This is a genomic window from Lacticaseibacillus parakribbianus, from assembly GCF_025490915.1.
Lineage (GTDB): Bacteria > Bacillota > Bacilli > Lactobacillales > Lactobacillaceae > Lacticaseibacillus > Lacticaseibacillus parakribbianus.
Window position 1 is genome coordinate 179,105 of sequence record NZ_JANQBA010000004.1, and the last position, 19,064, is coordinate 198,168.

The 19,064-nt window shown below is 63.9% G+C and carries 17 protein-coding genes and 1 pseudogene; 5 read left to right on the forward strand and 13 right to left on the reverse strand.

From position 1 onward, the window contains the following. Positions 1-75: 75 nt before the first annotated feature. The 10 genes and pseudogenes from pgsA to NUH19_RS05430 all read right to left on the reverse strand — a co-directional run bounded on the left by pgsA (position 76) and on the right by NUH19_RS05430 (position 11,171). The gene (gene pgsA / locus NUH19_RS05390) at positions 76-645 is read right to left on the reverse strand and encodes a CDP-diacylglycerol--glycerol-3-phosphate 3-phosphatidyltransferase (protein ID WP_262315528.1); all 570 of its coding nucleotides are present in this window, start codon (positions 643-645) and stop codon (positions 76-78) included. A 1-nt stretch (position 646) separates the two neighbouring features. Further along, positions 647-1,207, reverse strand: coding sequence for a RodZ domain-containing protein (locus NUH19_RS13175; RefSeq protein WP_420844671.1), 561 nt, complete (start codon positions 1,205-1,207; stop codon positions 647-649). Positions 1,208-1,366: 159 nt separating this feature from the next. Further along, a pseudogene (locus NUH19_RS13180) lies at positions 1,367-1,567 on the reverse strand (helix-turn-helix domain-containing protein); the annotation flags it as partial. 88 nt (positions 1,568-1,655) lie between these two features. Next, positions 1,656-2,384, reverse strand: coding sequence for an elongation factor P 5-aminopentanone reductase (gene ymfI / locus NUH19_RS05400; RefSeq protein WP_262315530.1), 729 nt, complete (start codon positions 2,382-2,384; stop codon positions 1,656-1,658). Beyond that, the gene (gene yfmH, locus NUH19_RS05405) at positions 2,381-3,676 is read right to left on the reverse strand and encodes an EF-P 5-aminopentanol modification-associated protein YfmH (RefSeq protein ID WP_338085538.1); all 1,296 of its coding nucleotides are present in this window, start codon (positions 3,674-3,676) and stop codon (positions 2,381-2,383) included. The genes ymfI and yfmH overlap by 4 nt, the downstream gene beginning before the upstream one ends. Next, on the reverse strand, positions 3,673-4,929 hold the full coding sequence (yfmF, locus tag NUH19_RS05410; RefSeq protein ID WP_262315532.1) for an EF-P 5-aminopentanol modification-associated protein YfmF: 1,257 nt from the start codon (positions 4,927-4,929) through the stop codon (positions 3,673-3,675). The genes yfmH and yfmF overlap by 4 nt, the downstream gene beginning before the upstream one ends. A 120-nt stretch (positions 4,930-5,049) precedes the next feature. Continuing rightward, positions 5,050-7,335: a DNA translocase FtsK gene (locus tag NUH19_RS05415; RefSeq protein WP_262315533.1), complete on the reverse strand. Its 2,286-nt coding sequence runs from the start codon at positions 7,333-7,335 to the stop codon at positions 5,050-5,052. Between the two features lie 18 nt (positions 7,336-7,353). After that, a complete protein-coding gene (locus NUH19_RS05420) occupies positions 7,354-9,393 on the reverse strand; it encodes a DNA topoisomerase 3 (protein WP_262315534.1) in 2,040 nt (679 codons plus the stop codon). Between the two features lie 41 nt (positions 9,394-9,434). Continuing rightward, entirely contained in the window at positions 9,435-9,944 is a 510-nt protein-coding gene (locus NUH19_RS05425; RefSeq protein ID WP_262315535.1) for a tRNA (cytidine(34)-2'-O)-methyltransferase, read from the reverse strand. 387 nt (positions 9,945-10,331) lie between these two features. Beyond that, positions 10,332-11,171: a putative RNA methyltransferase gene (locus tag NUH19_RS05430; protein ID WP_262315536.1), complete on the reverse strand. Its 840-nt coding sequence runs from the start codon at positions 11,169-11,171 to the stop codon at positions 10,332-10,334. 72 nt (positions 11,172-11,243) lie between these two features. On the opposite strand from NUH19_RS05430, the gene NUH19_RS05435 reads away from it, so the two are divergent. After that, positions 11,244-12,191, forward strand: a complete 948-nt coding sequence (locus tag NUH19_RS05435) for a magnesium transporter CorA family protein (protein ID WP_262315537.1) — start codon at positions 11,244-11,246, stop codon at positions 12,189-12,191. Between the two features lie 246 nt (positions 12,192-12,437). After that, positions 12,438-13,415: a GMP reductase gene (locus NUH19_RS05440; protein WP_262315538.1), complete on the forward strand. Its 978-nt coding sequence runs from the start codon at positions 12,438-12,440 to the stop codon at positions 13,413-13,415. Positions 13,416-13,466: 51 nt separating this feature from the next. Here the strand turns inward: NUH19_RS05440 and NUH19_RS05445 are convergent, their stop codons facing one another. Beyond that, a complete protein-coding gene (locus tag NUH19_RS05445; RefSeq protein ID WP_262315539.1) occupies positions 13,467-13,841 on the reverse strand; it encodes a PTS glucitol/sorbitol transporter subunit IIA in 375 nt (124 codons plus the stop codon). Between the two features lie 92 nt (positions 13,842-13,933). On the opposite strand from NUH19_RS05445, the gene NUH19_RS05450 reads away from it, so the two are divergent. Together NUH19_RS05450 and NUH19_RS05455 are read left to right on the forward strand one after the other, a co-directional pair. Further along, positions 13,934-14,980, forward strand: coding sequence for a lactonase family protein (locus tag NUH19_RS05450; protein WP_262315540.1), 1,047 nt, complete (start codon positions 13,934-13,936; stop codon positions 14,978-14,980). Between the two features lie 172 nt (positions 14,981-15,152). Further along, on the forward strand, positions 15,153-16,022 hold the full coding sequence (locus tag NUH19_RS05455) for a DegV family protein (protein WP_262315541.1): 870 nt from the start codon (positions 15,153-15,155) through the stop codon (positions 16,020-16,022). A 41-nt stretch (positions 16,023-16,063) separates the two neighbouring features. On the opposite strand, the gene NUH19_RS05460 is transcribed toward NUH19_RS05455, so the two are convergent. Beyond that, on the reverse strand, positions 16,064-16,402 hold the full coding sequence (locus tag NUH19_RS05460) for a role in replication (RefSeq protein WP_262315542.1): 339 nt from the start codon (positions 16,400-16,402) through the stop codon (positions 16,064-16,066). Between the two features lie 240 nt (positions 16,403-16,642). Here NUH19_RS05460 and NUH19_RS05465 point away from each other — a divergent pair, with 240 nt between their 5' ends. Next, positions 16,643-17,881, forward strand: a complete 1,239-nt coding sequence (locus tag NUH19_RS05465) for an MFS transporter (RefSeq protein ID WP_262315543.1) — start codon at positions 16,643-16,645, stop codon at positions 17,879-17,881. A 533-nt stretch (positions 17,882-18,414) separates the two neighbouring features. Here the strand turns inward: NUH19_RS05465 and NUH19_RS05470 are convergent. After that, positions 18,415-19,050 (reverse strand): copper homeostasis protein CutC, encoded by a 636-nt coding sequence (locus tag NUH19_RS05470; protein WP_262315544.1) that lies wholly within the window; start codon positions 19,048-19,050, stop codon positions 18,415-18,417. Positions 19,051-19,064 lie beyond the last annotated feature (14 nt).

A 19,064-nucleotide genomic window follows, 5' to 3' on the forward strand; every position in this document is an offset into this window, starting at 1 on the left:
CCCCACGCGAACAAGACGGCCACCACGCAGGTCCCAAGTCTGGGGCAATGCGCGGTGGCCGTCTTGTGTATCTGTCTAGAACGAATCCGCGAACACGCCGCGGTTCTTGTAGAAGTAGTCGATGCCGGAGTACAGGGTGAAGAACACGGCGGCGTAAAACAGCACCAGCCCGATGGGGAAGCCCGCACCGAAGTCCTTCATCAGCAAGAAGATGATGGCAAACATCTGCGTGGCCGTCTTGATCTTGCCCGGCCAGGCCGCCGCCAGCACCTCGCCCTCCTTGGAGAGCAGCAGGCGCAGGCCGGTGACCGCCAGCTCCCGCCACAGGATGATGGCGGTGCCCCAGGCGGGAATCGTGCCGTTGGCGGTGAGGAAAATGAACGCGGTCATCACCAACAGCTTGTCGGCCAGCGGATCGGCGAACTTGCCGAAGTTGGTGACCAGATGGTTGCGCCGGGCAATCTGCCCGTCGGCGAAGTCGGTCAGGGACGCGCCGACGAAGATCACCGTCGCGACCACCAGGCTCCAGCCGATTTTGGTGCCACCCAACGTCAACGCACCGCTCGGCCAGTCGAAGACCAGAACCAGCGTGAACACCGGAATCAGAAACATCCGCATCGCGGTCAGCTTGTTAGGAAGGTTCATCTTACTCACCCGATTCCGAGGAGCTTGCGGCAGCGGCGGCGGTGAAGGTGATCGTGCGAACGATGCGGGTGCCGTTGGACGCATCCACCGCGGTGCCGTTGAGCTTGATGGTGGTCTGCGGCATGTTGCCGGAGCGAATGCTGAAGGTCGTCGCGCCGTCCGGCAGCGCCACGTCCTGGGTGGTGCCGGCGGCAAGCGTCGCCTGCCAGGTGACCGCGTTGTTGACGGTCAGTGAGACCCAGGCGGCGGCGTCACCGGCGCCGATGGTCAGCTTGTTGCCGCTGGCCGGCAGGTTGGTGATCGTCGCGGTTTGCTGCGCGGTGTCCGAGGCCGCGACGTTGATCGCCAGCTTGGTCGCCGCCTTCTTCTTGCTTGAGGATGCGGCCGCCTTCTTCTTGCTGGCCGCAGCCGCCTTTTTGCTTGAGGCCGCCGCCTTTTGGCTCGAGGTGTCGGCCTTCTTGTTCGAAGACACCGCGACGGACGAGGAATCGGTCGGAATCGTCTGGCGGTCGCCGGACTGGGCACGCCAAGCCACCCAGTAAACCACGCCGACCAAAATCACGGCCAGCACCACGATGCCGACGGCAAAGCCGTGGCGGCGCAGCTTCTTGGCCGGGCTGTTGACCACGGCCCGGGTCTTGCGCGTCGTGTTTTCAACCGACTGGGTCGCGTATTCCTGCGGCTGCGTGTCCGGAATGTCCTGTTGGAATTGCGTCAGCAAGGCGTCTGCGTCCAGCCCCACCGTCTCTGCGTACTGCTTGATGAAGGCGCGGACGTAAAAATCGCCGGGCAGGGCCGCAAAGCGTCCCTCCTCGATTGCAATCAGATAACGTTTCTGGATTTTGGTGATCTGTTGCAGATCATCCAGGGTGTACCCCTTTTCAATCCGGGCCGTCCGCAGTTTTTGCCCAATTTCATCCATGTGTTTTCTTCACCCGCTAGTCTTAGAATGTCTATTTTCAGTATAGCATGAATCCCCACACTGATGAATTAAGAAATTGTTGAGAAGCCTACTGCAGCCAGCCGCCGGTCACGTACAGGGTCTGGCCGGTCAGGTAATCGGCCGCCGGGTCCAGGAGCATCCGGACAAAATAACGCACATCTGCCGGCTTGGCGAAGCGGCCGGCGGGAATGTCGGCCTCAACCGCCGAAAGCGTCGCCGCGTCGAAACTGCGATTCATCTTAGTCGCCACCGCCCCGGGCGCCACCACGTTGGCGGTGATGCCCAGGCTTGCGACCTCCTTGGCGTAGGCGTGAACGAAGGCGGATTGGCCGCCCTTGACCGTGCTGTAGGCGACCTCCATCGCGCTACCGCTGCCGCCGTACACCGACCCGATGAAAATCACCCGGCCGTGGCCGCTGACCGCCAGCTTATCCTGCAGCTTGGCGACCAGGGCCATCGGCGTCAGCAGGTGTACCGCCGCAAGCGCCGACAGCTCCGCTTGCGTCGTGGCCTTGAACAGGTGGTAGTAGGTCTGCCCGGCGGCAAAAATCACCGCATCCACGGCGAACAGCTGCCCGACCAGCTCGTCCAGGTGGCCGCCGTCGGTCAGGTCGTACTGCAGGCTCAAGAAGTCCTGCTTGGGATAGGCCGCGGCCAGCTCGGCACAGGCGGTCGCCACCCGCTGGGCGTTTTTGTGGTAGTGCAGGTACAAGGACCAGCCGTCTGCGGCCAGCTGGGCGGCCACTGCCGCCCCGATGTCCCCCGACGCGCCGATCACCAGGGCCCAGCGCCTCATGCCCCCACCTCCGGGAACACGTGGCAAACCGTCACAGCGTCCAGATCGAACAGCTGGCCGGCCGCCTGGTGTAGGTCGTCCAGTGTGACGTCGCGCATCACCCCGGCCAGCTCAAAGGCGTTGACCGCCGTGAAGCTTTGGGTACTCAGCTGGTTGGCCATGCTGTCCAGGGCGTTCATCCCCTGGTAGTACTTGCCAAGTCCCGCCTGCTTCAGCCGGGCGAACCGCGCGGGGTCCAGCACCTGGTCGGCGCCCTTGGCGATCACCGCGACCAAGGCGTCGGACAGCGCCTGGGGATCCTCGGTGTCGCCGGCGAAGGTCAGGAAGTTGTAGGTCGCCCCGGCCTGGTAGTCGCAGTCAAAGGAGTCGTCGATCAGCCCCTGATCGTACCAGTCCTGGTACAAGGCGCCGGAGTCGCCGAACAGCATCTCAAGCAAAAGCCGCACCGCGACTTGAAAGCGGGTGCCGGCCTGGTCGTCTTTGACCGGCCGCTGGCCCTTGATCGCCACGGCCGCCTTGGGCCGCGCGACCGGCAGGCTCAGGCTGCGGTAAGGCAGAATCGTCGCCACGTCGTAGTCGGGGGCGACGCCGCGGGTGATGGGCGTCGCCGGCGCGAAGGTTTTGGCCGCCTGGTTGGCCGCAATCAGGTCCAGCGTCTTTTGGGGGTCGACGTTGCCCACCACCGTCAGCGTCATGTTGCTGGGCTGATAGAAGGTGCGGTAGGCGCGGTGCAGCGCCGCCGGGGTGATCTCGGCGATGGACGCTAGCGTCCCGGTGACGTCTTGGGCCACGGGGTGCGTCGGGTACAGGTTGCCGAGCAGGCCGTAGTACAGGCGCCAGCCCGGGGTGTCTTGGTACATCTGGATTTCCTGGCCGATGATGCCTTTTTCCTTGGCCACCGTCTTGTCCGTGAAGTACGGGTCTTGGACAAAATCCAACAAGGTGGTCAGGTTCTCGGCCACCGCCCGGCTGGTTGAGAACAGGTAGGCCGTGGTGTTGGCGCCGGTGAAGGCGTTGCTGGACGCCCCGGTGGCGCCGAACAGGTCAAAGGCGTCATGGTCGGCCTTTTCAAAGAGCTTGTGCTCCAAAAAATGCGCGATGCCTGCGGGGTCTTCCACCATCTCGGTTTCACCCGCTGGCACGTACCGCACGTCGATGCCGCCATAGTTGACGGCAAACAGCGCGTAGGTCTCGTGGTAGTCGGGCTTGGGCACGATCAAGACGCGCAAGCCGTTGGGCAGCGTGACGTCGTGCAGGGTCTCCCCGACCTCCGGATAAGTCTGAGCCATCAGTTCTCCTCCTTGTTGGACAGCAGGTACACCGCCTGCAGCTGCATGGTCGAAGCCACCCGCTGCACCGCCTGCTTGGACACCGCGGCCACGCCGGCGGCAAAGGCCGCGTAGCCGTCTTGGTGCGTCGGCACCAAGGCGTGAAGCAGCGCCTGGCGAGCCAGGAAGCGCGGCGCGTCGTAGGCAATCAGCCGGCCGTTGAGCAGGCCGTCCTTGATCGTGGTCAACAGGCCGATCGTGAAGTCGCCGCGCTGCACCCGCTCAAGCTGCTGGGCGATGAGCCCCGTCACGACCGCCGCGTCGGCCGGGTCGATGCCGGTTTGAACCTGGACGAAGTGGCGGAACGGGTCCAACGTTGCGCTGGCGTAGTAGGCCTTGCTGGCCTTTTCCCGCACGTTGGTGAACAGCAAGGACAAGGCCGAGCCGCCAAACAGCTCGATGGCCACCAGCCCGGCGTAGTAGTCGGCACCGTAAAGGTCCACGTCGATGTGGTAGCCGAGGTCGAGCTTAGCCTGATTGACGCTAACGGCCACGGTTTGGCGCCGCACGGCCGCCGTGGCCTGATCGATCTGCACCGGGGCCTGGGCCGGGTTGCGCGGGGCAAAGCCCAGCGTCCCGGCCAGCTCGGTCACCGCGGCCGGGTTGACATCCCCCAGCACCACGATTTCAATCTGGTCTTGGGCCAGCATGGTCTGGTAAGTGTGCCACAGCTCGGCGTTGGTCAGCGCCGCAAGCCCCGCCACCGTGCCAAAGCTTGGCACCTGCTGGGCGGGGTCTTCGAAGTACAGCGCCTGCAAGCCCAGGCTGGCCTGGGTCTGGCGGTCCTCGTCCAGGCTGTTGAGGTAATCGATCAGGTTGGCCTGCTCCCGCTCAAACACGGCGGCATCGAACTGGCCCCCCTGCGTCAGCGGCCGGCCCAGGCACTCGCGCAAAAAGGCGAAGCCCGCCGCCAACAGCGGCGCCTGAGCCAGGGCGTCGGCCACCAGGTCCAACGTCGCCGTCACCCGGTGCAGACCGCCTTCCTTGCCGACGCCGATGCCAAAATTGGCCCCGTACAGCGTCTCCAGCTCCGCGGCCAAGGCGGCCTGGGTCGGATAGGCGGCGCAGGCCGTCTCCAACACGCTGGTCAAAAGCGTCCGGGCGGCGTACTGCTCGGCTTGGGCCGGCGCCAGAAAATGCACCGCGATGCGGGTGGTTTTGAATTTGGTCGTGGGAATGACGTTCAGGTGAACGCCGGAAGTCAGTTCGATTCTCAAGCTCTCTACTCCTTGGTGCCGGGGACCCGGCACAATTGTTATGGACGGCGCGTCGCTCAGTCGCAGGTTCAGGCCGGGGCGGCCGCAGCCTCGCGCTTGCGGCCGCCGAACCAAGGCCGCTTACTGCTGGCCGTCTTGCGGGTCGGGCTGGGCGAAGACCTTGCGCGGCTTGGCGCCGTCGGCCGGGCCAATCACCTGGTTTTGGGCCAGGTCGTCGATCAGCCGGGCGGCGCGGTTGTAGCCGATGCGGAAGCGCCGCTGCAGAAGCGACGTCGAGGCGGTCTGCTGTGCGATCACGAAGGCCTTGGCCTCCGGGTACAGCTCGTCGTCGGACTCGGCGGAGCCGCCTTCCTTGACCTCGCTGGGCTGCATGTCCGCCTCGTAGGCCGGCGCCACCTGATCCGTAATCGCCGCGACCACGGCCTCGACGTCCTCGGACGGAATGAACGCGCCTTGGATGCGAACCGGCTTGGCGGCATCGATCGGATCGTACAGCATGTCGCCGCGGCCCAGCAGGGTCTCGGCGCCGTTCGTGTCCAAAATGGTGCGGGAGTCGACCCCGGAGGACACGGCAAAGGCAATGCGCGACGGCACGTTGGCCTTGATCAGGCCGGTGATGACGTCGACGGATGGCCGCTGGGTGGCGATGATGATGTGAATGCCGGCCGCCCGGGCCATCTGGGCCAGCCGCACGATGGCGGTTTCGACCTCGGCGCCGGCGACCATCATCAGGTCGGACAGCTCGTCGACGATCACCACGATGTAAGGCATTTTTGTCAAACCGGCCTCGGGCTGTGCCTGGGCCTTCTGGTTGAACTCGGTCATGTTGCGAACGCCGGTGTCCGAGAAGCGCTGGTAGCGCTTGTCCATCTCGGCGAGCACCTTGTTCAGCGCCGACGGGGCCTTTTTGGCCTCGGTCACCACCGGCGTCAACAGGTGCGGCACCCCGTTGTAAACCGACAGCTCGACGCGCTTGGGGTCGATCAGCATCAGCCGCACGTCGCTGGGCTTGGTGGTCATCAGAATGCTCGTGATGATGACGTTAATCATCACCGACTTCCCGGACCCGGTGGCCCCGGCGATCAACAGGTGGGGCATCTTGGTCAGATCGAAGGTCACGACCTGCCCGGCGACGTCCTTGCCCAGTGGAATCACCAGCGGCTTGCCCGGGTGCGGCGGGGTCTTCTCCAGCACCTCCCGGTAGCCGACGGTGGCGATGCTGGCGTTGGGGACCTCCAGGCCGATCAAAGGCTTGCCGGGAATCGGCGCCTCGATGCGGATGTCCTTGGCGGCCAGCGCCAGCGCCAGGTCGTCGGCCAGGTTCACGATTTTGGAGACCTTGACCCCGACGGCCGGCTGAATCTCGTACTGCGTGATGCTCGGGCCAAGCGTCGCCGCCTTGACCGTCACCTGCACCCCGAAGCTCTCAAGCGTCTGCTTGAGCTTGACGCGATTTTGCTTAATCTTCTCCAGCTCGCCGCTTTGGTCGGCCGGCGGAATCGCCGACAGCAGGTCCAGCCCCGGCAGCTGGTAGTCGCTGGCCGAATCCGTGGCCAGCTCGGCGTCGTCGGCCGGTGCCACCGGCACCGGCTCCGGAGCCGGCTGCGGTTGTGGTTGCGGCGCTGGTTTTTCCGCCACGTTGATCTGAAAATCATCCTGCGGCAGCGGGTCGGGTAGCACCTTGGCCGCCGGGTCGCCTTGGGGATCGGCCACCTCGGGCGCCGGTGTGGTCGCGGCCGGCTGCGGCTTGGCCGCCTTGGGCTGGCGGCGCGGCCAGTGCCAGCCCCCCAGCCGCTCGGCCACGCTGCCCCAGGCACCGGCCAGCTTGCCGCCGGTCCAAGAACACGCGGCAAAAAACTGCGCCGGTGTGATGCCCAGCAGAATCGCCAGGCCGACCAGGGCCACCAGGGCGAACAGCACCACCGCCCCGACGCGGCTGATCAAAGGGGCCAACAGGTTGAACAGGCCGCCGCCAAGCAAGCCGCCGCCGACATCGGTGGCGGCGCTGGCCCGGGCGAAGTCGCTTTTGAGCAACCGCCAAGTTACCAGCAGGAAGTGGTCATGCACGGCCAGCTTGCCCATGCTGTTGGCCGTCCAAAGCCCCAGTCCGGATAGCGCCACCAGGGTGCTGCCACCCCAGTAGCGCGGCGCGACCTTGGGCAGTCGGCCGGCGACCAAAAGCCAGACGCCCAAGGCAAACAAGCCGGCAGCCAGCACCTGATAGGCGTTGCCGACCGCCAGGCGCAGGCAATTGGCCAGGCCGGTGCCGATCAGGCCGAGGTGAAACCCGGCGAGAAGCGCCACAAGAATGAAGCCACAGCCGATCCAGTTCAGCGTGTGGTCGGTTTTTTTGCGGCGCGGCGCCGGGCGGCGCTTGCGCTTGGTTGCGGTTTTTCTGGTTGCCATCGGTCTCCTCCACAAAAGCTACTGCTTGTTCATCGCGGCCTTCAGCGCCAAGGCCAGCGGACTTTCCCCGGCGTCTTGGTCCTGGCCGCTGTACTGCTTCAACAGCTTGGCGTCCTCACGCTTGCTGGACCGCTTGGCGCCCTTCTTGATGGGCTCGGTGTTGCCGCAGTTTTGGCACTTGAAGTACTCGCCCTTGGCCCCTTGCAGCACCACCATCTTCTTGTGGCACTGGCCGCAGCGGTGGTTGGACAGCCGGGCGTCTTTGGCGCGGCTGTAGCTGCAAGTCGGGTTGCTGCAGACCAGCCGCACCCCGTTTTTGGTCGCTTTTTCCGCCAGACGCGAGCCGCAAGTCGGACACCGCTTTTGCGTCAGGTTCGGGTTGCGGTAGGCAACGTCGCTGCGGCGAATCTCCTGCACCAGGTCGGTGGTGGTCGCCTTGATGTCGGCGATGAAGGTGGCCCGGGTTACCGTGCCGGCCTCGATGCCGGCCAAGGCCGCCTCCCATTTGGCGGTCAAATCAGGCGTGACCAAGGCGGGGTTGACGAGCTCGAGCAGCTGGTTGCCCTTGGCCGTCACGGACAGGCCGCGGCCGACCTTTTGCATCAGCTGGCTTTTTTGCAGCTTCTCGATGATGTCGGCTCGCGTCGCCGGGGTCCCCAGCCCGTGTTGATCCATCCGGCCCAAAAGCGCCGATTCGCTGAGCAACGGTGGGGCCTGGGTGGTGCGAACCGCCACCGCCGCGGTGCCGGCCAGCGTGTCACCGACGGCAAGCGGCGCGGCTTGGCTGGTCGCCACGTCCTTGAAGCCCGGCGCCACCACCGCGGTGGTTGTCAGCGTGAAGGTTTCACCGGCGCCGGCCAGCGTGTAGGTCGTGACCGTGGCGCGGTAGTCCGGCTTGAACAGGTCAATGAAGCGGTCGGCAATCAGTCGGTACAGTTTGAGCTCCGTGGCACTCAGGTGGCTCAAGTTGACCGGCTCCTCGGTGGGAATCAGGCCGTAGTGGTCCCGCACCTTCGCGTCGTCGTAGACGCCGGGGGTTGCGACCGCGTTGCGGGCAAGCTGCGCCGCCGTTTTGCTGTAGCCGCCGATGGCCTGGAGCCGCCGCGGCATGGTCGCCGCGAGGTCTTGCGTCAAATAGCGCGAGTCGGTTCGCGGGTAGGTCACCAGCTTCTCGCGTTCGTACAGCTGCTGCAGGCCGTTGAGCGTCTGCTTGGGCGACAGGTCGAACTGGTCGCTGGCCGCCTGCTGCAGCGTGTTCAGGTCGTAGGGCAAAGGTGGCGTTTCGACGACGTCTTGTTGCGCCACCGCGGTCACCACAAGCGCCTGATCGGCCAAAGCTTCGGCCAGCTGATCTGCTTCGGCCTGGCTCAGGCGCCGGGCGAGCTTGGCGGTTCCCTGCGGCGTCGTCACGCTCAGCTGCCGGTACGCCTGCGGCACGAAGGCGGCGCGTTGTCGCGCCTGCTGCGCCACGAAGGCCAGCGTCGGCGTCTGCACCCGCCCGGCGGCAAGCGAATCTTGGTACTTGACCGTCAAGGCGCGTGAGACGTTCAGCCCCACCAGCCAGTCGGCCTCGGCCCGGGCCAGCGCGGCCTGATAAAGATTCTCGTAGGCGCTGGCCGGCTTGAGGTCTTCAAAGCCGGCTCGAATCGCCGCGTCGGTTTGCGACGAGATCCACAGCCGCAGCAGGGGCTTTTCGAACTTCAGGTAATCAAAAATGTACCGCGCGACCAGCTCCCCTTCGCGCCCGGCATCCGTGCCGATGATCGCCGCCTCAACATCCGCTCGCTTGGCCAGCTTGGCCACTACGTTCAGCTGCCGCCGCGTCTCGCGCAGCGGCGTGATGCCCAGCGACTCGGGCATCATCGGCAGCGTGTCGAAGGTCCACTGCGCCCATTCCGGGTGGTAGTCCTCCGGCATTTTGAGCGTCAGCAGGTGGCCCAACGACCAAGTCACCAGGTACCCGGCGCCTTCGAAGTAGCCCTCCTGCTTCTTGGTCGCCCCGAGGACCCGGGCGAGCTCCTTGCCCACGCTGGGCTTTTCGGCTAAGACGAGTTTCATGCGGCCTCCTAATCTGTGCTTCTACTATAGAAAACGGTTGCTCACTTGAGCTTGTCGTGCGGGTAGGTGTGAACGCGCTGCAGCCCGGCAAACTCCTGCTGCCGAAGCGCCTCGTAAATCACTAGCGCCGCGCAGTTGGACAGGTTCAGGGCCCGGACGTCTTCGGTCATCGGAATGCGCACCGCCAGCTCCTCATGCGCTCGCATGAAGGGCTCGGGCAGGCCGGTGGTTCCCTTGCCGAACATGAAGTAGTGATCGACGCTGGTGTCGGCCAGGTCGACATCCGAATACGTTCGCGACGCAAACTTGGAGACCAGGTACAGGTGTGTCAGATCCGGCACCGTCGCCATGAAGTCGGCCAGCGAGTCGTGGTACTGAATCTTGACCGCGTCCCAGTAATCCAGCCCGGCGCGGCGCAGGTGCTTGTCGTCCGTTTCAAAACCCAGCGGCCGAATCAGGTGCAAAAAACTGCCGGTGGCCGCGGCCGTCCGGGCAATGTTGCCGGTGTTGGCCGGGATCAGCGGTTCGAACAATACAATGTGGTTCGCCATAATTTCCTCCACTCGCGCCGCAAGCGACACGGCGCCATTCTGAAGTCTAGTGTAGCACAAGTTCGCCGCCGCGGCGCGGCGCGACGGTGCTGGGCGTGAACGGCACCGCACTTCATGCCGGCAACGCGGGAGCCGCCTGCTGGGTGCGTCGCTCGGGGCGCGGACCGCCCCAAGCCCCACCCCGGCGCTACCCGTCCCGCGAAACCCGCCGGCCGCCGCTCTGGCCACAAAAAAACGCATCGCCTCGGTGTCAAGCACGGCAAGGCAATGCGTTAGTGAAGCTTTCCATCGCTAACTTTTATCAATTTCCCAAAAGCAAGCCCTGATAAAAGCCAGAAATAAAAATGCTTAAGAGTAATTTAACACCCGCTGTCAAAGAATTCAACCCTATTTTTCACAATTGTTCACCTGTAACAATTCGACCCCCACGTGGATGCTGGCCGGCGGCTGCTCAAGCATCGCCGCGCGGCGCTCCGCCGGGGCCTGCCAGGTCAGGGGCGTCATCGCCATCAGGTCGGCAAACTGTGCTTTTGTCAGCGGAAAGTCGTAGGCGATATGTTGCACAGTTGTTTGCGGATAATGCACAATAAACCGTTCCTTCACCTCCGCGTTGGAGTAGGTCGCCTTGTCCGTGTCGCGGTACAGCCCGACGCGCAGCTCGCGCAGGTAGTCGCTGGCCGGAATCACCTTGAACAGGCGGCCGCCCGGTGCCAGCACCCGGTCGAACTCGGCGTAGGCCCCGGGCGAGAACAGGTCGACGATGACTGAGAAGCTGCCGGCCAAAAAAGGCAGCCGCGCCAAGTCGGCGACGCAAAAAATGGCTGGCGTGGTCAACCCGCCGGCCAGCTGGATCGCTGGCGCGGAGATGTCAAAGCCGACGCCGGTCGCCCCGCTCGCCGTCAGGTAGGCGGTCGGGGTGCCTTCGCCGCAGCCGATGTCCAAGAAGCGGTCGGCGGCGGTCAGCTGCGCTTCAATCGCGTCCAGGAACGGCTTGAAGAACCCGGCGTCCAGCATGCGCCGCCGGGCCGCCAGCATCGGTGCCAGGTACTCCGTGGCCACCGGCTTGTTCAGGAAGTTGACGGTTCCCTTCTTGGCCAAATCGAAGCGGTGCTGGTTCTCACACACTAGGCTCAGGCCATCGACGGCCAGCGGCTGTCGACACACCGGGCAGGCGAATAGCGGTCCGAGGGCCGCCATCGCCGCCGCCTTTTCACTGATTTTTCGCACAGATTGTGCTCCTCTCTGTCACTTCCCCCGAATTTAAAGTAGACTAGGGGAAAACCCCCAAAGGAGGGTAACATGCTTTCGGTCTATAAATTCGATGATACCGTGGGGAAGATGAAGGCACAAGACAAAATCGAGGCCAACGTCTGGATCAACGTGATCGATCCGACCCCCGAAGAGCTGATGAAGCTGCAGAAAAAGGCGCGTGTGTCCGAAGACTTCCTGCTGTACGGCATGGACCCCGACGAAGGGGCGCGTTACGAGTACGACGAGGACTCAGACGCCCACCTGATGATCTACGACATGCCGGTCGCCGCGCTGGATCCCAAGGGCCGCGCGACTTACCAAACCGTGCCCTTGGCCATCATCATCACCAGCACCGCCCTGATCACCATCGACGCCAACCCGCAGCCGCTGCTCGCGCTGTTTGCCGAGGGCAAAGTGCCGAACTTCAACCCCAAGCTGAAGAACAAGGCGGCGCTGTTGATGCTGTACAAGGCGACCGTCGCCTACTTGGCCTACCTAAGAGACATCAACAAGGCCAGAGAGGCGCTTGAAAACAAGCTGCAAAACAACCTCAAAAACGAGGAACTCTACGCCTTGATGGGCATCCAGCGCGGCTTGGTCTACTTCATGATGAGCCTCAAAACCGACCGCAACGTGCTGCTGCAGCTGCAGCGCAGCAACCCCCTGCGGCTCAACGAGGAGGACCAAGACCTCTTGGACGACATCCTGATTGAAAACCAGCAAGGGACCGAAATGGCGCAGATTTCTAACTCCATCATCAACGAAACCGCCGACACCTACTCGTCGATCATCTCCAACAACATGAACGGCGTGATGAAGTTCCTGACCGCCTACTCGATCATCCTGACCATCCCCACTTTGGTCTTCTCGTTTTACGGCATGAACGTCGAGCTGCCGCTAGCCAACATGCACGTGTCGTGGATCATCACCATCGTCATCTCGCTGGTGATCGCGATTCTGCTGGGCTTTCAGTTCTGGCACCGCAAGTACTTCTAAGCCGAATGTGCAGCCGCTCGTAGCCGCCATCGTGCGGTTCACCGGCGTCACCGCCGCCAAGTCGATTCGGGCCTGGCGGTTTTTGCGTTCCGTAAACGGCCAAAAACCAGTGAATTCCGAACTTTAGTGGCGGTCGGGCAAAAATAAATTGACTTTTCCCGAATTTAACCGTATATTTCGGGGTGGTGCGTCAAACACCCGCCGAACCCGGCGCAATGTTCGGTTTTTAGCGAAAGGACGATTTTCATGGAAATTTTTGATTACGAAGACATCCAACTGATCCCCAACAAGTGTGTCGTTCGCTCCCGCAGCGAGGTCGACACCACGGTTGAATTCGGCGGCCGCACGTTCAAGCTGCCGGTGGTGCCGGCCAACATGCAGACCATCATCGACGAGCCACTGGCCGTCCAGCTGGCCCAAAGCGGCTACTTCTACGTGATGCACCGCTTCAACCCGGAAACCCGCACGGCCTTCATCCAGGACATGCACGACAAGAACCTGTTCGCTTCGATCTCCGTCGGCGTCAAGGACAGCGAGTTCGCCTTCATCGAGGCGCTCGCCCAAGCCAAGCTGGTGCCCGAGTACATCACCATCGACATCGCCCACGGCCACGCGCAGATCGTGATCGACATGATTCAGCACATCAAGCGCCTGCTGCCGGAAAGCTTCGTCATCGCCGGCAACGTCGGCACCCCGGAAGGCGTTCGCGAGCTTGAAAACGCCGGCGCGGATGCCACCAAGGTCGGCATCGGCCCGGGCAAGGTCTGCATCACCAAGCTCAAAACCGGCTTTGGTACCGGCGGCTGGCAGTTAGCGGCCTTGCGGTGGTGTGCCAAGGCGGCGCGTAAGCCGATCATCACCGACGGCGGCATCCGCAACAACGGCGACATCGCCAAGTCCCTGCGCTTCGGCGCCACGATGTGCATGATCGGCTCAATGTTCGCCGGTCACATCGAAACCCCGGGCAAGAAGGTCGAAAAGGACGGTAAGCTCTACGCCGAGTACTTCGGCTCCGCCTCCGAGTACCAAAAGGGCGAGCACCACAACGTCGAGGGCAAAAAAATCCTGCTGCCGGTCAAGGGCCACATCCAAGACACCCTGACCGAAATGCAAGAGGACCTGCAATCCGCCGTGTCCTACGCCGGCGGCCGCGACCTCGCCGCCTTGACCAAGGTCGATTACGTCATCGTCAAGAACTCGATTTTCAACGGCGACCAATACTAGACCACAAAGCCAGCCCCGCGCAGTTGCGCGGGGCTGGCTTGTTGTTCGGCGTCACTTCGCCGGCCGGTAGTCCAGGGTGCTGCCGACCACCACGCGGGGGCGAACCGCCGGGCTCAGGTACAGCGCGTTGGCCAGGCCGCCGTCCTTGGGTTGCGGGGCAAACATCAGCGTGACGTGGCCGATGCTTTGGAGGTTGGCGTTGGCCAACGCTCCGACCGCGGTGATCGTGTAGGTCGCCTCGTCGATGGTTAGCGTATCACCGGCGGCCAGGCTCAGCTTGCGCTGGGCCGCCTGGTCCAAGAAGCGCTGGATCACCGCGACCTGGCGCAGGGCCGCCGTCGCGCTGTCGTCAAAAAGAATCACCATCGGGTCGCGGTCGCTCAGCGCCTTGGGCCCGACCGCCGTAATCGTTGCCGTGATGCTCATGATATCGCCTGCTTTCTGCTTTTGCCTCAATTGTAACACGCCTTGCATGGTATACTGAAAGCGTTCAAACTGACTGAGGAGGCACTTAACTTATGAAACAAACCGTGATTCTCGGCGGCTACACCAAGCGCGGCGGCGCCGGCATCTACCGCGCCGCGTTCGACAGCGCGACCGGCGAGCTGACCGAACCGACCCCGCTGGTCTCAACCATCGGCAGTCCGACCTACCTGGCGGTGTCCAAGGCGAACTTCGCCTACGCCGTCGATGCCGGCCAAGGCGTCGGCGGGGTGGCCACCATCGACCTGAACCAAACCCCGGCCAAGGTGATCGCCGAAGTACTGGTGCCGGGCTCAAGCCCCGCCCACATTTCGATTGACGAAACCCGCCAGCTGGTTTTTGCCAGCAACTACCACGAAGGCCGCGTCAACGTCTACAAGATTCAGCCGGACCACACGCTGGTGGAAACCGCCGTGGCGCAGCACGACAACGCCTTGCACGGCCCCAAGCCCGAGCAGGCAGACGGCGCCCATGTCCACTTCGCCGCTTTGACCCAAGACCAGCGACTGGCCGTGGTCGACCTGGGCATCGACCAGGTCAGCACCTACCCGGTTTCGGCCGCCGGCAAGCTCGGTGAGCCGACCATCCTGAAGCTGCCGGCAGGCTACGGACCGCGCCACTTGGCCTTCAATTCGGACAAAAACATCGCGTACCTGCTGGGCGAGCTGTCCAGCCAGGTCAGCGTCCTGCCTTACGACCCGGCCACCGGTGCCTTCACCCTGGGCCAGACGCAATCGACCATTCCAGCCGACTGGCACGACTTCAACGGCGCCGCCGCGATTCGCATCAGCGCAGACAACCAGTTCTTGTACCTGAGCAACCGCGGTCACAACAGCCTGAACGTCTACGCGATCGCCGAAGACGGGCTGAGCCTGAGCCTGATTCAGCAGCTGCCAACGGAAGGCGACTTCCCGCGCGACTTTGCACTGGACCGCACCGAATCCTACGTGCTTGCGGTGAACCAGAAGTCCGACAACGGCACCCTGTACCGCCGCGATGCCGCGACCGGCCTGCTGACCGAAATTCAAAAAGACATCAAGACCCCGGAGGCCGTCAACGTGTTGTTCCTCAACGCCGACTAATCCGGTTGCGCCGCCTCGCTCGCCGAGGCGGCTTTTTTGTGCTGCCACCGCCGGTCGCCACGCCGCAATATGTGTCATGGTATAAATTAGTAATGCCATAAACAAAACTTTCTGGTATCCTAGAACACAGACCTGCAAACTCAGCACCCAGCGTGCGGAACGGAAGTGACTCATGTATCAGCTATGCACAGACTCCGGATGTGACCTGCCCCAGACCCTGCTTGACGACCACCACGTCGCGGCGATTCCCTTTCACTACAGCGTCAACGGCACCTTGATGACCGACGCCTTGGGCGAGACGCACGAAAGCGACGCGGTTTACGCCAAGCTGCACGCCGCCGAAGCGGTGTCGACCACGCAGATCAACGTCGGCGAGTACCACGCCTTCTTCGCGCCCTTCGTCGCGGCCAACGTGCCGGTGCTTTACCTCGGCTTCTCCGGCGCCTTGTCCGGCTCGCTGGACAGCGCCAGGCAGGCGCGAGCGCTGCTCTTGGCCGACCACCCCGGCGCCGTCATCACCATCGTCGACACCCTGGGGGCCAGCGGCGGCGAGGGCCTGTTGGTCCTACGTGCCGCGGCGCTGCAGGCGGCCGGCGCCACGCTTGACGAAGTGGCCACCTGGGTCACGACCCACCGTCAGTTCATGCACCACTGGGTCACCGTCGACGACCTGGACCACCTGGTTCGCGGCGGCCGGCTGCCCAAGGCGGCCGCGGTCATCGGCGGCATGCTCAAAATCAAACCGCTGCTTGAAATCGACGCCACCGGGCGCGTCAAGCTCAGCGGCAAGGCGCGGTCGCGCAAGGCCGCCTTGGGGAAGCTGGTCGCCGCGGCCACCGCTGCCTACGACGCCGACCCCCAGCAGACGCTGATGCTGGCCACCGCCGGCGACTGGAGCGCCACGGCGGCGGTCGCGACGGCGATTCGCGCCGCCCGGCCGGCGGTGCGGCTGCTGATTCGCCCGGTCAGCCTGACCATCGCCTGCCACACCGGCTACGGCTGCATGGCCGTGTTCGGCCTGACCGCCACGCCACGCAGTTGATACAGCAAGGCCCCCGCAGCCAATGCAGGGGCCTTGCTGTATCAGTCCTTGTCGCGGTCACCGTCAGGAGGCACCGCCCGGTACTGACGCGCGAACTGCTTGGCCGACACCACGCGATGATTGGTCACATCCAGCACATCGCCGGGGTACCCCAGCACGTACATGCCGTAACCGGCAAAGCCGCCGCCGAGCGACCCCACCGCGCCGACCTTCAGATTCGCCGCCGCATCCGGCGAAAGTCCGGCCATCAAAATGCGCAGATGCCCGTCCAACCAGCACAGGTAATGCGCCGCAAAGGCCTGCCGCACCCACGGCGGCTGCGGCGCCGCTTGGTCAATCACCCACACCACCGCCGGGCGGTTCTTGTACCACACCGTCATTAATCCCACTCCCTCCGTTAAGTCACACACAGTATCGCACCTTTTCATGACGATCGCCCGAACGGTTTTGTCACCGCGGCCGCGCGATTGCCCGGGTAATCCCGGGGCCGGGCCAAAAACCGCTTGCAATGCCCCAGGCGGCATGGTAGGCTACTTCCAGACAAACATTAGCGGCGCGGCCGCCAACGTTCGCCAAAATAAGGAACGACAGAGAGCGTTCTTTTTGGAGGAAAATTGAATATGCAAACTTCAGCAGCGCGTTCTACTGACCATCTGTCGCACGAGCAAAAACTCGTGATGGCATCCACCGCATCAGGCTTTTCGCTAGAGAACATGGACATCATGTTCCTCTCGTTCGCATTGACGCCGATCATCACCGAACTCCACATTTCAAGCGGAGCCGCGGGGTTGATCGGGTCGATCACCAATGTCGGCATGTTGGTCGGTGGGGCGCTTTTTGGTCTGCTCGGCGACCGCATCGGCCGGGTCAAGACCTTCTCCCACACGATTCTGATTTTCGCCGTCGCCACGGCGCTGATGGCCTTTGCCAACAACATCTGGCTGATTTACGCCCTGCGCTTTTTGGCCGGCATCGGGGCCGGCGGTGAGTACGGCGTCGGCATCGCGCTGATCGCCGAGAGCTTCGAGCACGACCGCATCGGCCGCATGACCTCCGTCGCCGCCATCGGTGGCCAGATCGGCGCCATCATCGCGGCGCTGGCCGCCTCCGTCATTTTGCCGCTGTGGGGCTGGCATGCGCTGTTCTTGCTCGGCGTCTTGCCGGTGGCCCTGACCTTCTTCGTGCGGGCTCACCTGCACGAATCCGCGGCCTTCCTTGAGGCCCGGGCCACGGCCGTCCAAAAGCACCAGCGCGTCGCCTTCTCCGAGCTGTTCAAGACCCGCCACCTGGCCGCCCAGACCCTGGGGCTGATGGTGATGACCATCGTCCAGATTGCCGGCTACTTCGGCCTGATGAACTGGCTGCCGGTGATTGTCCAAAAGCAGCAGGGCCTGTCCGTCTCCGGCTCCGCCCTGTGGATGGTCGCCACCATCTGCGGCATGTGCGTCGGCATGGCCGTGTTCGGTAACATTCTCGACCACCTCGGCCCCCGCTGGGCATTCGGCCTGTTTTTGACCGCCAGCGCCTTGATCGTGTTCGCCATCACGCTGGCCCACTCCAGCGCGGTGCTGGTCATCATCGGTGCCATCGTCGGCTTTTGTAGCAACGGCATGTTCGGCGGCTACGGGGCCGTGATCAGCCAGCTGTACCCGGCTCGCATCCGCTCGACGGCCAACAACGTGATCATGAACGTCGGCCGCGCGATCGGCGGCTTTTCCTCCGTGGTCATCGGCCTGTTGATGGACCACTACACGCTGACCATCACGATGGGCTTCCTGTCGGCCCTGTACATCATCTCGCTGATCACGATGCTGAGCCTGCCTGGGCTGCGCGACCTCAGTCGCCGGGCCCGGGCCTAAGCCCGGCCCAAGCCACACGTCAAAAAGGCCTTCCTGCAGTCACAGGGGAGCCTTTTTTTGGTGCCGGCCGCGCCGAAGCCACCGCCGATCGAAACGGGCGGTGGCCGTACGTTGCGTGACCTGATTGCGGCGATTCGGTGGCGGCGAGGCGGGATTGCCCGGCCCCGCCGCCGGTTGGTGCAAGCCGCCTGTCAGTCGGCGCCGCAGCTACCTCGCGATGCGAGTAGGCGTCAGGCTTTGCGGCAGGCGGATGGTGGTCCACACCCTGGTGGTCGGTCCCAATCGGAGGGGACCGTTGCACGAAAACGTCGACGTTGTTGCCTGGTTCGGCATGGCATGGGTGGGGGTACTGGGAATGCTTATGTCCCGGACCTTCCCCCTAAGCAGTAGAGTTGCAAGCGCCGCGGCCGCGGCGTTTTCCCTGCCCGTTGACAATCATCTGATTATAATGTAAGCCCTGCCACCGCTAGCGTCAACTTTCAAGCTCCCGTTGGCGCCAAAAAAACCGGCCTGCAGGCGCAGGCCGGTTGACGCTAGTAGGCGATCACCTTGGTGCCGTGGGCCTCTTGAACCCCGGCCGCCGCCATCACCTCAGCGACGTTGGCGGCCGTGACGCCGCCGCCCGGCAGAATCGCGATGCGCCCGGCCGCCAGGGTCACCAGCTCGCGCAGGTGCAGCAGCGTCGCCGAAATCGGCTCCGTCAGCGGCCCCCCATGGGTCAAAATGCGCTCGACGCCGTGCTCGACCAGCCAGTCGATGGCCGCCGGCTGCTGCGCCGTCGGAATCGCGTCGAAGGCCATGTGCATCACGACGGTCGCACCACCGGCCGCGGCGATCAGGTTGGTCATCGCCTCTTCATCGAGCCAGCCGTCCTCGGTCAACGCGCCGAAGGTCACCGCGTCGACGCCCAGCTCCTGGGCGACGAACAGGTCGGCCTCCATGATTTTGAGCTCGGTGTCCGAGTAGACGAAGTTGCCGCCGCGGGGGCGAATCATCGCCACCACCGAGACGTCGTGGTCGTGGGCGTACTGCGTGGTCGCCGCCATCACCCCGCGCGAGACGGTGGTGCCGCCGGCCGGCAGGTTGTCGTTGAGCTCGATGCGCAATGCCCCGGCCGCGATGGCCTTGGGGACATTCGTGAAGTTTTCAACACAGACTTCTTTGATCATGATTGGACCTCCCA

Excerpts from the sequence above, each read along its gene's own strand:
- NUH19_RS05460 (WP_262315542.1), bottom strand. The coding sequence starts at position 16,402 with ATGACGGTGTGGTACAAGAACCGCCCGGCGGTGGTGTGGGTGATTGAC.
- NUH19_RS05440 (WP_262315538.1), top strand. The coding sequence starts at position 12,438 with ATGGAAATTTTTGATTACGAAGACATCCAACTGATCCCCAACAAGTGT.
- NUH19_RS05465 (WP_262315543.1), top strand. The coding sequence starts at position 16,643 with ATGCAAACTTCAGCAGCGCGTTCTACTGACCATCTGTCGCACGAGCAA.
- NUH19_RS05425 (WP_262315535.1), bottom strand. The coding sequence starts at position 9,944 with ATGGCGAACCACATTGTATTGTTCGAACCGCTGATCCCGGCCAACACC.
- ymfI (WP_262315530.1), bottom strand. The coding sequence starts at position 2,384 with ATGAGGCGCTGGGCCCTGGTGATCGGCGCGTCGGGGGACATCGGGGCG.
- NUH19_RS05470 (WP_262315544.1), bottom strand. The coding sequence starts at position 19,050 with ATGATCAAAGAAGTCTGTGTTGAAAACTTCACGAATGTCCCCAAGGCC.
- NUH19_RS05420 (WP_262315534.1), bottom strand. The coding sequence starts at position 9,393 with ATGAAACTCGTCTTAGCCGAAAAGCCCAGCGTGGGCAAGGAGCTCGCC.
- NUH19_RS05435 (WP_262315537.1), top strand. The coding sequence starts at position 11,244 with ATGCTTTCGGTCTATAAATTCGATGATACCGTGGGGAAGATGAAGGCA.
- pgsA (WP_262315528.1), bottom strand. The coding sequence starts at position 645 with ATGAACCTTCCTAACAAGCTGACCGCGATGCGGATGTTTCTGATTCCG.
- NUH19_RS05415 (WP_262315533.1), bottom strand. The coding sequence starts at position 7,335 with ATGGCAACCAGAAAAACCGCAACCAAGCGCAAGCGCCGCCCGGCGCCG.
- NUH19_RS05450 (WP_262315540.1), top strand. The coding sequence starts at position 13,934 with ATGAAACAAACCGTGATTCTCGGCGGCTACACCAAGCGCGGCGGCGCC.
- NUH19_RS05455 (WP_262315541.1), top strand. The coding sequence starts at position 15,153 with ATGTATCAGCTATGCACAGACTCCGGATGTGACCTGCCCCAGACCCTG.
- NUH19_RS05445 (WP_262315539.1), bottom strand. The coding sequence starts at position 13,841 with ATGAGCATCACGGCAACGATTACGGCGGTCGGGCCCAAGGCGCTGAGC.